Raw genomic sequence first — 13,657 nt, forward strand, 5'->3', positions numbered from 1 at the left:
TTTAACAGACATTATGTCTTGTTTATAAAAGCATTAGTAATATTTAAAGAGGTTAGCTTTATCTTTGTACATTGTTATAATATAATAAATTAGTTAATTCTTTTCTCGCTTTCGCGAAAGCGTAAAAAAATACAAGCTTATGGGATTTATGGACAAGCTGTTTAAATCACAGCGGGATATTGCAAAGGAGGAAATGACGGGAATTCGATGGGAACTCTTAGAGTCTATCGACCAATTAGAGAACGTAATTAAGAATTCTACGATAAAACCTAAAGTGATTTTTAAGCACAGTACACGCTGTGGAATTTCAAGGATGGTTTTAAATCAGTTTGAAAAAGGTTTTGAATCTAATGAAGATGCGGTAACCTTCTACTTTTTAGATTTATTAAATTATAGAGAGGTAAGCAATGCAGTAGCAGAAAAGCTTAACGTTAGGCATCAATCACCTCAAGTTATAATTTTATATGACAAAGAGATTCTTCATACAGAGTCTCATCATGGAATTGATATTAAAAAAGTGCAACAAATAGTTTCTAATAAAAAGTAAATGATGAAGAATAGTTCTATACTTATAATAATGACTACGGTCTTATTTCTTTCCTCTTGTGCAACAAATGTTTTTACAGGAAAAAAGACGCTCAAGCCTATAGCAAATGACCGCCTTTTTCCTATGGCGTTTTCACAGTACGACCAATTTCTAGATGAGAATAATGTAATTACTGATACCCCTGAAGCTAGAATGATCACTACCGTAGGTGGTAAAATAAAGACAGCAGCACAAAGATGGCTCAACGCAATAGGTCATCCAGAATATCTAGACGGCTATGAATGGGAATACAAACTTGTAAAAGATGATCAAGTTAATGCATGGTGTATGCCTGGTGGAAAAATCGTTTTTTATACTGGAATATTACCTATTTGTCAAGATGAAACTGGTGTCGCAATTGTAATGGGACATGAAGTTGCTCATGCACTAGCAAATCATGGTGGTCAAAGAATGAGCGCCGCACAATGGCAAGCTATCATAGGTACAGGCGTTGCAGTAGGAAGTCAAGTAGCTGGAGCAAGTAATGAAACGCAACAATTAATAGGTCAAGCCTATGGATTAGGATCTCAAGTAGGAGGAATGTTACCTTTTTCTAGAGCTCATGAAACCGAAGCTGATAAAATAGGATTGTATCTAGCAGCAATCGCAGGCTACAATCCTGATGAAGGAGCAGAGTTATGGAAACGTATGAAAGCAAAAAGTGGTGGTCAAGCTCCACCAGAATTCTTGAGTACGCACCCATCTAATGACAGCCGTATCGAAAATCTAAAAGATTTGGCTCCTAAAGCAAAAGCAGAAGCTGCAAAATATGGGGTGACTTCTTTCAAATAGAAGTTTTAAAATACATACTTTTAAAGGGTTCTTAAAGAACCCTTTTTTTATGAAAGATATTCTACCTAAAGGCTCCAAAAAATTATTAAACGCTTGGGCGTTTTATGACTGGGCAAATTCTGTTTATAGTCTTGTTATTAATAGTGCGATCTTCCCGCTGTTTTATGCAGCAATTAGTGTTGAAGCTTTTGAAAAGGGCAATGTTCCCGATATGTTAAAAGGTGTCAATAATGAGTCTATTATTATCGTAACTACGGCAATTGCATTTCTAATTGTAAGTATCATTTCACCTATTTTATCTGGTATTGCCGACTATTCTGGACAGAAGAAGCGTTTCTTACAGTTCTTTTGTTATTTAGGAGCTTTTAGTTGTATAGGTCTCGCGGCATTTAGTTTTGATTATTTATGGATCAGTTTGATCATTTATATGCTGGCGCTCATAGGCTTTTGGGGCAGTCTGGTTTTTTATAATTCTTACTTACCAGATATAGCTTTTCCAGAACAGCAAGATGCAATAAGTTCTAAAGGATTTTCCTTAGGATACTTGGGAAGTGTGTTATTGCTTGCATTTTGTCTTTGCATGACTGTATTTGGATTGTATCCAGAAAGCGGAGAGATATTGGGGTTAGATGCTGTTCAGATGTCTTTTATTCTTGTTGGAATTTGGTGGATGAGTTTTGCACAATACACATATAAATATTTGCCTTTAGGAACTAAAAAAGATAGGAGTGAAGTGAAAAACATTTTTACAAATGGTTTTCAAGAGCTTAAGAAAATATGGAGCAACTTGAGTGAAAATAAGCAAATGAAGCGTTACTTAGGTGCGTTCTTTATTTATAGCATGGCCGTGCAAACGGTAATGCTAGTCGCCACTTACTTTGGAACTGAAGAAGTGAAATGGGATAAGAATGGTGCAACCTTTGGATTGATAATGAGTATAATGTTAATTCAGTTTGTTGCTATTCTGGGAGCTTGGTTAGCCAGTTTGCTTTCGCGAAAGCTAGGTAACATCAAAACACTTATCATAATAAATATTCTTTGGGCGTTAATTTGTGTTTATGGATACTTTGTTGTGACGCCATTACAGTTTTACATAACCGCTGGTTTTGTAGGTCTAGTGATGGGTTCTATTCAATCACTTTCAAGGAGTACTTATTCTAAAATGATTCCAGAAGGCAATCTAGATACTGCATCGTACTTTAGTTTTTATGATGTTGCAGAAAAAATCGGGATAGTCATAGGTATGCTCATTTTTGCTATCGTAGGAGAAATAAGCGGTTCTATGAGAGAACCTATATTGTTTTTAATTGTATTCTTTATTACTGGAATAATTTTACTTATTCGAGTGCCTAGATTGCAAAAATGAGTTGAGGAATAGATGTAGTTTTCACTTAAAACAATCACTAAAAACTTTTCTAATTATATTCAGTATAGTTTTTACTTATAGTAATCTTGCAAGAATCTTTACTCATTTCCTGTAAAGGAGATAAAATTCGAATATATTTGAGAGACTATTAATTAAAAATCTAAGAATATGAGTGCTCAAAATACAGAAGCTTTTGATTTAAATGAATCGCAAGCAGCATCTAAGTGTCCTTTTATGGGAGGATCTCCTAAGAAAACGGCTGGTCATGGAACCACTAACAGAGATTGGTGGCCTAACGAACTTAAGTTAAACGTTTTACGTCAAAACTCTAAGAAGTCAGACCCTATGAATCCTGACTTTAATTATGCGGAGGCTTTTAAAAGTCTTGATTTAGATGCACTTAAAAAGGACTTGACTCACTTAATGACAGACTCGCAAGACTGGTGGCCTGCAGACTTTGGTCATTACGGAGGTTTCTTTGTAAGAATGGCATGGCATAGTGCTGGTACTTATAGAATAGGAGATGGTCGTGGAGGAGCATGCAGTGGTACTCAAAGATTTGCACCTTTAAATAGCTGGCCAGATAATGGTAACTTAGATAAAGCCAGATTGCTTTTATGGCCTATAAAAAAGAAATACGGTAATAAAATCTCTTGGGCAGATTTAATGATCCTAGCAGGTAATATTGCTATGGAATCTATGGGGTTGAAAAAGCTAGGTTTTGCTGGTGGACGTGAAGATGTGTGGGAACCAGAACAAGATATTTATTGGGGTAGCGAGACAGAATGGGGCGCAAATGACGAGCGTTATGAAGACGGAGATCTAGAAGCACCTCTTGGAGCAGTAATGATGGGTTGGATTTACGTAAATCCAGAAGGACCTAACGGTGTACCTGATCCTATGGGTTCTGCGGCAAATGTTAGAGAGACTTTTGGTCGAATGGCAATGAACGATTACGAGACTGTAGCTTTAGTAGCTGGTGGTCATACTTTTGGAAAAGCACACGGAGCAGCAAATCCTGATGAATATGTAGGTAAAGAACCAGCTGGTGCTAAAATTGAGGAAATGAGTACTGGATGGAAAAATACTTTCAAAACTGGTAAAGGAGATCATACCATTACAAGTGGGATAGAAGGAGCATGGACACCTAATCCAGATAAATGGGATTTTGATTACTTCAGAGTTCTTTTTGATTATGAATGGGAATTAACAAAGAGTCCAGCAGGAGCGCACCAGTGGAAACCTACAGCAGCTTCTAATGCAGATCAAGCTCCTATGGCTGGTGACGCTAGCAAAAAACAAGACCTTGTGATGACAACGGCAGACATCGCATTAAAAACTGATCCCGAATACTTGAAAATTTCAAAACACTTTAGAGATAATCCTGAAGAGTTTGAAGAAGCATTTGCAAAAGCGTGGTATAAGTTGACACATCGTGATATGGGACCTATATCTCGTTATTTAGGACCTGATGTACCAGAGAAAGAAGAGTTATGGCAAGATCCAATTCCAGCAGTCACTCATGATTTAGTAGATAAAAGCGATATTACAAACCTTAAAAATCAGATCTTAGAATCAGGTTTAACTATTCAAGAGCTGGTAGCTACGGCTTGGGCTAGTGCTTCCACATTCAGAGGATCTGACAAACGAGGTGGCGCAAATGGAGGACGAATAAGACTAGCTCCTCAGAACAAATGGGAAGCTAATAATCCAGAAAGATTATCTAAAGTTCTCAATAAATTACATGAAATTAAAACAGGTTTTGATAACGATCAGTCTGGTGATAAGCAAGTTTCTATGGCAGACTTAATTGTCCTTGCAGGAAATGCTGCGGTAGAAAAAGCTGCAGCAGATGCTGGTAACGAATTATGGTTAGATTTTCACCCAGGTAGAGGAGACGCAAAGCAAGAAGACACTGATGTAGATTCTTTTGGCTATTTAGAGCCTAAAGCAGATGGTTTTAGAAACTACCTAAAAGATGGAGAACGAGCTGCTGGTGAAGACCACTTGATTGATAGAGCAAATTTATTGACATTATCAATTCCTGAAATGTCTGTATTAGTTGCTGGATTAAGAGCGTTAGATGCAAATTATGACGGTTCATCTTATGGTGTTTTTACCGACCGTCCAGGTAAATTGACTAACGACTTTTTTGTAAATGTTCTGGATTTATCTACTACATGGAAAGCAAAGTCTAGTTCAGAATTATTGTTTGTAGGAAGTGATAGAAAAACAGGAGAAAAGAAATGGGAAGGAACCAGAGTAGATCTTATTTTCGGTTCTAATACAGAATTAAGAGCGGTAGCTGAAGTTTATGCAGCAGACGATGCTCAAGATAGGTTTGTAGAAGATTTTGCCTCGGCATGGAATAAGGTAATGAATTTAGATCGTTTTGATATCTAATAATTAATTGCTTTAAAGAATAAAACTCCAAATCAAGTAATTGATTTGGAGTTTTTTTATACGTGGGTTGTTGCTTTACATCTTAGTAATATCGCCGCTTCCCATAACGCTCTTTTTGATGCTACTAGCAGTTCCTTTATACCTTAAATCACCAGAACCTACTATAGAAGCTTTTAAATCTCCACCATTACAATAGACAGATACATCTCCACTTCCAGCAATAGAAGCATTTACATTATTTGCTTTTAAATTTAAAGCCGATATATCTCCACTTCCTGCAACACTTGCTTCAAGATTTTCTGTGCGACCGGTTACTTTTACATCACCACTTCCAGCGATGCTTATTTCTAAATTTTCTGACTCTACTTCAGTGGAAATATCACCACTTCCTGCAACTGAAATATCCATGTTTTTAGACTTAAGTTTTAACTTGCTAATAATATCACCACTTCCAGCCATGCTTAAACCACTTATTCTTTCTACTGGAACAGTAACAGTGATACCTTTACGAGTACTGATGTTATAACCCTTTTCCATTCCTATCTTTAGGTTTCCTCCATTTACTTCGATTTCAATATGTTCCATGATGTTAGATTCTGCCTCTACAGTGATTTTACCTTCTGTACCAGAAATTAAAATGATGTCAAAACTACTTCTACCAGATACTTCGTCATAATCGCCGGTTTCAAATGTTTTTGTGATTACCTCACCATTTCCTTTGATTTTCTTGTTATTTCCCCACCATTGGGCGTTTGCACTGTTTAGAGCAAAAAGAGCTACGAGTAAAATGATACTATTTTTCATGTTTTTAAGTTTAGTTGTTTATAAATATGATTGATTATTATTTTTTCTTAAGGCTTACACCGCCAAAACTAGATCGTATGCTGATAATTGAATTATTGTTTTCTTGACGATAATATCCAGATCGTTCCTTATCTGTCGTGTCATTTTCTGATCTAGTAATAGTCAAATTGTCATCCAGCTTGATACTAGCAAATTCAGTATCTATGTCAAATTTAAATGCCGCATCAGAATGAAAATTGATTTTGATACCAGTGTATTCTGATTTTACAGTTGCTTCTTTAAAGTTACTTCCTAGTTCATCGATGTTAATGGAACCAAAATCTGTATTCAGATTTACTTTATCTTGAATCAGCCCTAACTTAATAGTGCTATAATCACCTCTACCTATAATGTTAACAGCTTTTCCAGACTCTACGGTACTAAAATCACTATTAAAATTAAGTTCTTTTACATCGTGGATTTTTGCTTTAGTATAATCTCCTTTAAACTCTACTTTTTCTGTTCCATGAAGTTCAAAGCCGCTAAAATCTGCTCTTATAATTCCAGATTTCATATAGTCTATATGAGAGTTATTAGTATAATCAAAACGTAGTTCATTATTCTCTGCAAGCAGCTGTCCTATATCTAATCTTCCAAAGTCGCAACTTATGTTTGCTTTTCCTTCTAGTCGGTCTAGTTTTACCGTACCATAATCATTACTTATATCCAGAGATGCTGTAACAGGCATCTTAACGATGTAATTGATTTTCATGTTAGAATTTTGATTGTTATCGCTACCAAAAAAACTATTCCATAAGCTACGACCACCGCTAGATTGAGACTCTGCATCAGTTCTTGCGCTAACTCTTGAAGCGCTCGCCTCAAAATCTACATCTATTTCTCTTAGTTGCTTATTGACACTATCTTCATTGTCTCCACTTACTTCTACCGTCACTTCTATAGAAACTGTAGGTTGATCCCAAGTAGTTATCGTTACATTTCCAAAGGAGTTCTCTATCTCTACCATACAAGACTTATTTACTGTAAAAGTCTTGTTGATTTTTTTAGACTTAGTGTATTTACCACCAGGTCCAGCCACTGCCAGTAAAGGCAGTAAAAACAGGAGGATACTTAATTTATATAATTGCTTCATTTTCTTTTTCTTTATAATTTTTTAGTTGTTCTATTTGCTCAAGAGCAGTTTCTAATAAATCGATTCTATTTTGAAAATTCTGGATCATCGCAGCGATGACTGTCTTACTGTCTTTGTTAATTTTAAAGTCCTTTTTAATTGTTTTATAATCTTCCTCCAGTTTATTCAAGGCATTTTTAGTGTCTATGATGATACGTTCTGTATCAGGAGATTGTAGCTTATTAAGCTTTTCTAATTCTTGATGAATAGTATTAGTAAAAAAGTCTTGTGCTTGTGCCATTTCTGGTGAGACTGTAGATAATCCATTGTCACTAGACGGTGCAGGAGCGATATTCATTCCAGCAACACCCATTAAAATTGCTAGTCCAGCAACGAGTGACCACTTGAGCCAAGAGTTCATTTTTATCACCTTGGCATCGTCAGTTTTATTAGTTTCTGACTTTACATCATCAAGTGTAATGATATCTTCATCTTCTTCACATGCTGCGTTTAACTTATCTATAAATCTATTTCTATGGCCTTCAGGCAGTGATTCTGTATTAAAATCTTGTTCTGCAAACCATTCTTCCATATTCTTTTTCATACCAGTTGCATTTTTTTTCTTAAACTATCTTTTGCTCTAGAAATGGTTGTTCTACACATAGCGTTAGAAATTCCCATTATCTCACTTATTTCTTCATTATCCATTCCTTCTATAAGGCTTAGCGTTAAAATCTGTCGGTAATTATCTTTTAAGAGTTTCATTACTTCCAGAACTTTTTTTGCTGTCATTCCTGCGGCTTCCATATCAATTTGTTCCTCAGCTTGATTTTCCATTTCGTAGGCGACATCATCATAATCTACCTTAGGCATTCTTTTTTCTTTCTTTAAGTGTGTCAAACTATTATTGACAACTATCCTTTTTAACCAGCTTCCAAAGGTTGCTTCACGGTTCCATTGTTTCATTTTGGCAAAAGCAGTGATCATACTTTCTTGCATGATATCTTCAGCTTGTGCGGTGTCGTTTACAATTCTTAATGCTACATGATACATTCCCGTAGCATATTTGTCATACACACGCATTTGCGCTTTGCGATTGCCTCGTTCACAGAGGTTGTAAAGTTCTATTTCGGTTATGATTAAAGTCACATGGTCAGTGTTACGTCTTAAAGATGCAATTTATTCCACCATGTTACACTTCATGGCAAGAAATTTGAATTTTATTAAAGTAATACTTAGTAAAAAGTAGAAGACGACTACTAGATAACATGCTTGGAACAGTTTTAAAATACTGATTGTGTGTGTTTTATTTAAGATAATCTCGCTTTCGCGAAAGCGGAACAAGTAGAAATATCTAGTTTAAATAAATTTAAAAAAATAAAAGCCAGAAGTCTATATGACATTGTGGCGACTGAGAAAGATATGTTCAAACCAAAGAAATTTTCAATAGACAACTTGTCACTTCAAGAATTTGATCAGGATGCTGAATTCATACCACTTTTGAGCAGTGAGGATGAAGAGGAGATGAATAACGAAAGCGTGCCTGAGACCTTACCTATATTACCTTTGCGTAATATGGTACTGTTTCCTGGTGTAGTAATTCCTATTACTGCCGGACGCGATAGGTCTATAAAATTATTACAAGAAGCCAATAAAAAAGGAATCCCAATAGGTGTGGTTGCTCAAAAGAATGAGGAGATAGAAGAGCCTACTTATGATGACTTGCATACGACAGGTGTCGTTGCAAAAATCCTGAAAACGTTTAAAATGCCTGATGGTAACACAACAGTTATCATTCAAGGTAAAAAACGTTTTGAGATGGGAAGTATCGTTACCGAGCAGCCTTATATTACTGCGGTAGCAAAGGACATTCCTGATGTGAGACCTATCAGTGACGACGCAGAATTCAAAGCGATCATTGAGAATATCAAAGAACTTGCTCTAGAAATCATTAAAGAAAGTCCTAATATTCCTAGCGAGGCCTCTTTTGCCATCAAGAATATTGAGTCTGATTCTTTCTTAGTGAATTTTGTTTCTTCAAACATGAATCTCAAAGTTGAAGAAAAGCAAAAAGTTCTTGAAATCAATGATTTAAAAGAAAGAGCATTAGAAACTTTACGCTTTATGAATGTAGAGCGTCAGAAGTTAGAGCTTAAAAACGATATACAGTCTAAAGTACAGACTGATATTAATAAGCAGCAACGCGAGTACTTTTTACATCAGCAAATGAAAACCATTCAAGATGAATTAGGTGGTGGCGTTTCTTCTCATCAAGAGTTAGACGAGATGAGAAAACGTGCTAAAAAGAAAAAGTGGGATGATAAGATAAAGGAGCATTTTGAAAAAGAACTTTCTAAGATGCAACGTATGAATCCTCAGGTGGCAGAGTATTCTATACAGCGCAACTATCTTGATCTGTTTCTTGATTTACCTTGGAATGAATTTTCTAAGGATAATTTTGACTTAAAAAGAGCCATGAGAATCCTAGATCGGGATCACTACGGTCTTGATGAAGTGAAGAAACGTATAATAGAATACCTAGCGGTACTAAAATTGCGTAACGACATGAAATCTCCTATTTTATGTCTTTATGGTCCTCCAGGTGTAGGTAAAACTTCTTTAGGAAAATCTATGGCAGAGGCTTTAGGACGCGAGTACGTGCGTATTTCTTTAGGTGGTTTGCGAGATGAGGCCGAAATACGTGGACACCGTAAAACTTATATAGGAGCGATGCCAGGTCGTATTATTCAAAGCATCAAAAAAGCAAAAACATCTAATCCAGTTTTTGTCCTTGACGAAATAGATAAATTGAGTAACTCTCACAATGGTGACCCATCGAGTGCAATGCTAGAGGTGCTTGATCCAGAGCAAAACAGTGCTTTTTATGATAATTTCCTAGAGATGGGATTTGATTTAAGTAAGGTAATGTTTGTGGCGACTTGTAATTCATTGAATACTATTCAGCCGGCATTACGAGATCGTATGGAGATTATCAATGTTACTGGTTATACTATTGAAGAAAAAGTCGAGATAGGAAAGCGTCATTTGTTACCTAAACAATTGCGTGAGCATGGGATGGAAGCATCTCGATTAAAAATTGCAAAACCACAATTAGAGAAAATAGTTGAAGGTTATACTCGTGAAAGTGGTGTGAGAACTCTGGACAAGCAAATTGCAAAAATGGTGCGTTATGCAGCAAAAAGCATTGCAATGGAAGAAGAGTACGATCTTAAGGTGACTAACGATACAATTATAGAAGTATTAGGCTCACCTAAAATGCAGCGTGACAAGTATGAAAATAACGATGTCGCTGGTGTCGTAACTGGACTAGCCTGGACTAGAGTAGGAGGAGATATCCTTTTTATAGAATCCATTCTTTCTAAAGGAAAAGGAAACCTGAGCATAACCGGTAACTTAGGAAAAGTAATGAAGGAAAGTGCTACAATAGCGATGGAATACATCAAAGCAAATGCAGACGAGCTGGGCATTAACACTTCTATCTTTGAAAAGTACAACGTACATATTCACGTTCCCGAAGGAGCAACTCCTAAAGATGGGCCTAGTGCAGGTATAACGATGCTGACTTCTTTGGTTTCTTTATTTACTCAAAGAAAAGTAAAGAAAAGCATTGCTATGACTGGTGAGATTACACTACGTGGTAAAGTATTACCAGTAGGCGGAATCAAAGAAAAAATTCTGGCTGCTAAACGTGCTAAGATTAAAGAAATACTCTTGTGTGAGCAAAATCGTAGAGATATTGAAGAGATTAAAGCAGAATATTTAAAAGGACTTACTTTTCATTATGTGAGTGATATGAGCAACGTACTTGATCTTGCATTAACAAAGCAGAAGGTGAAAAACCCTAAGGACTTGAGGTAGAATTCTTAATTTTGATATACTAAAAAAGCTCGAGAACTGTTCTCGAGCTTTTTAATTATAGTCTATTTTTCTTGAGCTTTTTATAATATTCATTCAAAACAGTTTTTCTACCTACGGTCTTAGTAATGATATCTTTTTCTAGATCCCAACCGCGAGCAGGACTGTATTCACGACCATACCAAATAATTTGAAGATGAAGGTCGTTCCATTTTTCTTCTGGAAAGAGTCTTTTGGCATCTTTTTCCGTTTGTACTACGTTTTTACCGTTAGTTAGATTCCAGCGGTACATCAGTCTGTGGATATGTGTATCTACTGGAAAAGCTGGTATACCAAAAGCTTGTGATAATACAACTGCTGCTGTTTTATGACCTACAGCTGGCATAGCCTCTAGTTCTTCATAAGTCTGTGGCACCTGACCGTTGTGCAAATCAATAATCATCTGAGACAAGCCATGAATTCCTTTTGCCTTCATAGGACTTAATCCTACTGGTTTGATGATTTCTCTAATTTCATCTATACTGAGTTTAACCATATCGTATGGATTATCAGCACGGTCAAATAGGAGCGGAGTGATTTGATTGACACGCACATCAGTGCTTTGAGCACTCATCAAAACGGCAATTAATAAAGTATATGGATCGGTATGATCTAGAGGAACTGGGATCGTAGGGTAGAACTCTTCTAATTTATTTATGATAAAATTGACCTTTTCCTGTTTGTTCATGTTTTAATTTTATGCTTTAAACAAAAATACGATATGACTTCATTAAAAGTAGGAGATAAAGCTCCAGATTTTTCAGTTTTGAATCAAGACGAGCAAGCAGTTTCTTTGTCTGATTTCGCAGGTAAGAAATTGGTTTTGTTCTTTTATCCTAAAGCAAGTACGCCAGGTTGTACGGCTGAAGCTTGTAATTTGAGGGATAATGTAGATCGTTTTCGCGCAAGCGGTTACGAAATACTAGGTGCAAGTGCCGACAGCCCAAAAAGGCAAAAGAATTTTCAAACTAAATATGAACTTCCTTACGATCTTCTCGCAGATGAAGATCATACGTTATTAAATGCGTTTCAAGTTTGGGGACCAAAAAAGTTCATGGGTAAAGAATACGACGGTATACATCGTACGACTTTTGTCATCGATGAAAACGGCGTGATCTCTGATGTAATATCAAAGGTAAAAACCAAAGATCACGCAGCTCAAATATTATAATGGTGCATCTTCGGAGCTAACTTTCTCAGTTGGCTCCGAAGATTTTCCTTTATCGTGTCCGAATAGGTTTTCCTTCTCAATAAGTGCCGGAATTCCATCTGGTAGCATTTCTTGCCAGCCATCTTCTCCTGCATCAATCATGCGTAAAACTTCTCTTGAAAAGATATGTAGGATACTTTTATCATAATCTTCAAGATCTTTCAATTTACCATTGTACTTAAAGAATTTATACAATTCCTTCATACGTGGATGCACTTTTAAGTTTTCGCTGGTCGTCAATTCACCAGTTTCTTGATTTAATAATGGGTATAAATAAACACGTAAATCTTTAAAGAATAATTTACCGAAAGCTTCTAATATTCCACCACTTAAATGTGTATAGTATTTGGTATCAAAAATATCTACTAAATTATTGACACCCATTACGAGTCCTATACGCGCTTTAGTATAATTATTAAAGTATTCTACAAGTCTATAATATTCTTTAAAGTTAGAGATCATTACGGTTTGTCCTAGAGAACAAAGTAATTCTGCTCTGTGCATGAAATCATCTTCATCTATTTCTCCTTGGGCTTTCAAGTTAGAAAGTGTGATCTCAAAAATCGTTTCAACATTCTCTTCTTTGACTGTTCCAGATTTGAGGAATCTTCGGCGAGCAGTTTCAAACATATCCATGTTTACCTTAGTCACAGGACGGAAACTACCTCTTAAAGCTAATACATTTTTCTTGTAAAGTATACGTGCACTCAAAATATTATTACCATCTGGGCCGAACATTACTGCTTCTGTCATACCATGCTTAAGCAACTGTAAACTCATCAAACGGTTATCTACTTCTTCAAATCTAGGTCCAGAGAAGTTGATCATATCAATTTCGATTTTATCTTTATCGATATGATCGTATAAATACTCTAATAATTTTTTAGGTTGATCATGCTTATAAAAGGCACCATAAATTAAGTTGGTTCCTAAGATTCCGAGAGTTATTTGTTGTAAACGAGCATCGCGCTCTTTAAATCTAACATGAAGTATAATTTCTGAGTACTCTTCTTCAGGAGATGCTTGAAAACGTATTCCTACCCATCCATGACCTAAATAGCGTTTTGCAAAGTCAATTGTTGCAACAGTGTTAGCGTAGGTGAAGAACAATTTTTCTGGGTGTTTTTCTCTAGAAAGTCGTTCTTCAACAAGATTAGACTCATGAGACAGCATTTTTTTCAAACGAGCTTCGGTCACATAACGTCCATCATCTTGAACTCCGTAAATTGCATCAGAAAAATCTTTGTCATAAGCGCTCATGGCTTTTGCAATCGTTCCAGAAGCACCACCAGCTCTAAAAAATTGCCTTACCGTTTCTTGTCCTGCACCTATTTCTGCAAAGGTTCCATAAATATTGCGGTTCAAGTTGATTCTTAGTACTTTATTCTTAAGTGAAGGTACTGATTCAAAGTCGTGATCTCCTGGTAAGGTAATACCCATTTTTTTAATTTTGCTGTTCATACAAAGGTA

General features: G+C 36.0%; 12 protein-coding genes. 6 read left to right on the forward strand and 6 right to left on the reverse strand.

The window, feature by feature from the left end:
* Positions 1–139 precede the first annotated feature (139 nt).
* The 4 genes from ytxJ to katG all read left to right on the forward strand — a co-directional run bounded on the left by ytxJ (position 140) and on the right by katG (position 5,147).
* A complete protein-coding gene (ytxJ, locus tag DDD_RS14330; protein WP_015363652.1) occupies positions 140–547 on the forward strand; it encodes a bacillithiol system redox-active protein YtxJ in 408 nt (135 codons plus the stop codon).
* A 3-nt stretch (positions 548–550) separates the two neighbouring features.
* Positions 551–1,378, forward strand: coding sequence for a M48 family metallopeptidase (locus DDD_RS14335; protein ID WP_015363653.1), 828 nt, complete (start codon positions 551–553; stop codon positions 1,376–1,378).
* A gap of 49 nt (positions 1,379–1,427) precedes the next feature.
* On the forward strand, positions 1,428–2,744 hold the full coding sequence (locus DDD_RS14340) for an MFS transporter (RefSeq protein ID WP_015363654.1): 1,317 nt from the start codon (positions 1,428–1,430) through the stop codon (positions 2,742–2,744).
* Between the two features lie 168 nt (positions 2,745–2,912).
* On the forward strand, positions 2,913–5,147 hold the full coding sequence (gene katG / locus DDD_RS14345) for a catalase/peroxidase HPI (protein ID WP_015363655.1): 2,235 nt from the start codon (positions 2,913–2,915) through the stop codon (positions 5,145–5,147).
* Between the two features lie 75 nt (positions 5,148–5,222).
* On the opposite strand, the gene DDD_RS14350 is transcribed toward katG, so the two are convergent.
* From DDD_RS14350 to DDD_RS14365, 4 genes are read right to left on the reverse strand one after another with little or no spacing between them, the layout of a single operon-like run.
* Positions 5,223–5,951, reverse strand: coding sequence for a head GIN domain-containing protein (locus tag DDD_RS14350; protein ID WP_015363656.1), 729 nt, complete (start codon positions 5,949–5,951; stop codon positions 5,223–5,225).
* 37 nt (positions 5,952–5,988) lie between these two features.
* Positions 5,989–7,083, reverse strand: a complete 1,095-nt coding sequence (locus tag DDD_RS14355; protein ID WP_015363657.1) for a hypothetical protein — start codon at positions 7,081–7,083, stop codon at positions 5,989–5,991.
* Positions 7,067–7,666, reverse strand: coding sequence for a hypothetical protein (locus DDD_RS14360; RefSeq protein WP_015363658.1), 600 nt, complete (start codon positions 7,664–7,666; stop codon positions 7,067–7,069). Before DDD_RS14360 ends, DDD_RS14355 begins: the two co-directional genes overlap by 17 nt.
* Complete coding sequence (locus DDD_RS14365) at positions 7,663–8,211, reverse strand: RNA polymerase sigma factor (protein ID WP_236613381.1); 549 nt, start codon at positions 8,209–8,211, stop codon at positions 7,663–7,665. Before DDD_RS14365 ends, DDD_RS14360 begins: the two co-directional genes overlap by 4 nt.
* 273 nt (positions 8,212–8,484) lie before the next feature.
* Here DDD_RS14365 and lon point away from each other — a divergent pair, with 273 nt between their 5' ends.
* On the forward strand, positions 8,485–10,941 hold the full coding sequence (gene lon / locus DDD_RS14370; protein WP_041567486.1) for an endopeptidase La: 2,457 nt from the start codon (positions 8,485–8,487) through the stop codon (positions 10,939–10,941).
* Between the two features lie 55 nt (positions 10,942–10,996).
* On the opposite strand, the gene DDD_RS14375 is transcribed toward lon, so the two are convergent.
* The gene (locus DDD_RS14375; protein ID WP_015363661.1) at positions 10,997–11,665 is read right to left on the reverse strand and encodes an endonuclease III domain-containing protein; all 669 of its coding nucleotides are present in this window, start codon (positions 11,663–11,665) and stop codon (positions 10,997–10,999) included.
* 33 nt (positions 11,666–11,698) lie between these two features.
* Between DDD_RS14375 and bcp the strand changes: the two genes are divergently transcribed.
* Entirely contained in the window at positions 11,699–12,148 is a 450-nt protein-coding gene (gene bcp / locus DDD_RS14380; RefSeq protein ID WP_015363662.1) for a thioredoxin-dependent thiol peroxidase, read from the forward strand.
* On the opposite strand, the gene DDD_RS14385 is transcribed toward bcp, so the two are convergent.
* The gene (locus tag DDD_RS14385; RefSeq protein ID WP_015363663.1) at positions 12,143–13,627 is read right to left on the reverse strand and encodes a hypothetical protein; all 1,485 of its coding nucleotides are present in this window, start codon (positions 13,625–13,627) and stop codon (positions 12,143–12,145) included. The genes bcp and DDD_RS14385 overlap by 6 nt on opposite strands.
* Between the last annotated feature and the right edge of the window lie 30 nt (positions 13,628–13,657).

This window comes from Nonlabens dokdonensis DSW-6, from assembly GCF_000332115.1.
GTDB classification, from domain to species: domain Bacteria; phylum Bacteroidota; class Bacteroidia; order Flavobacteriales; family Flavobacteriaceae; genus Nonlabens; species Nonlabens dokdonensis.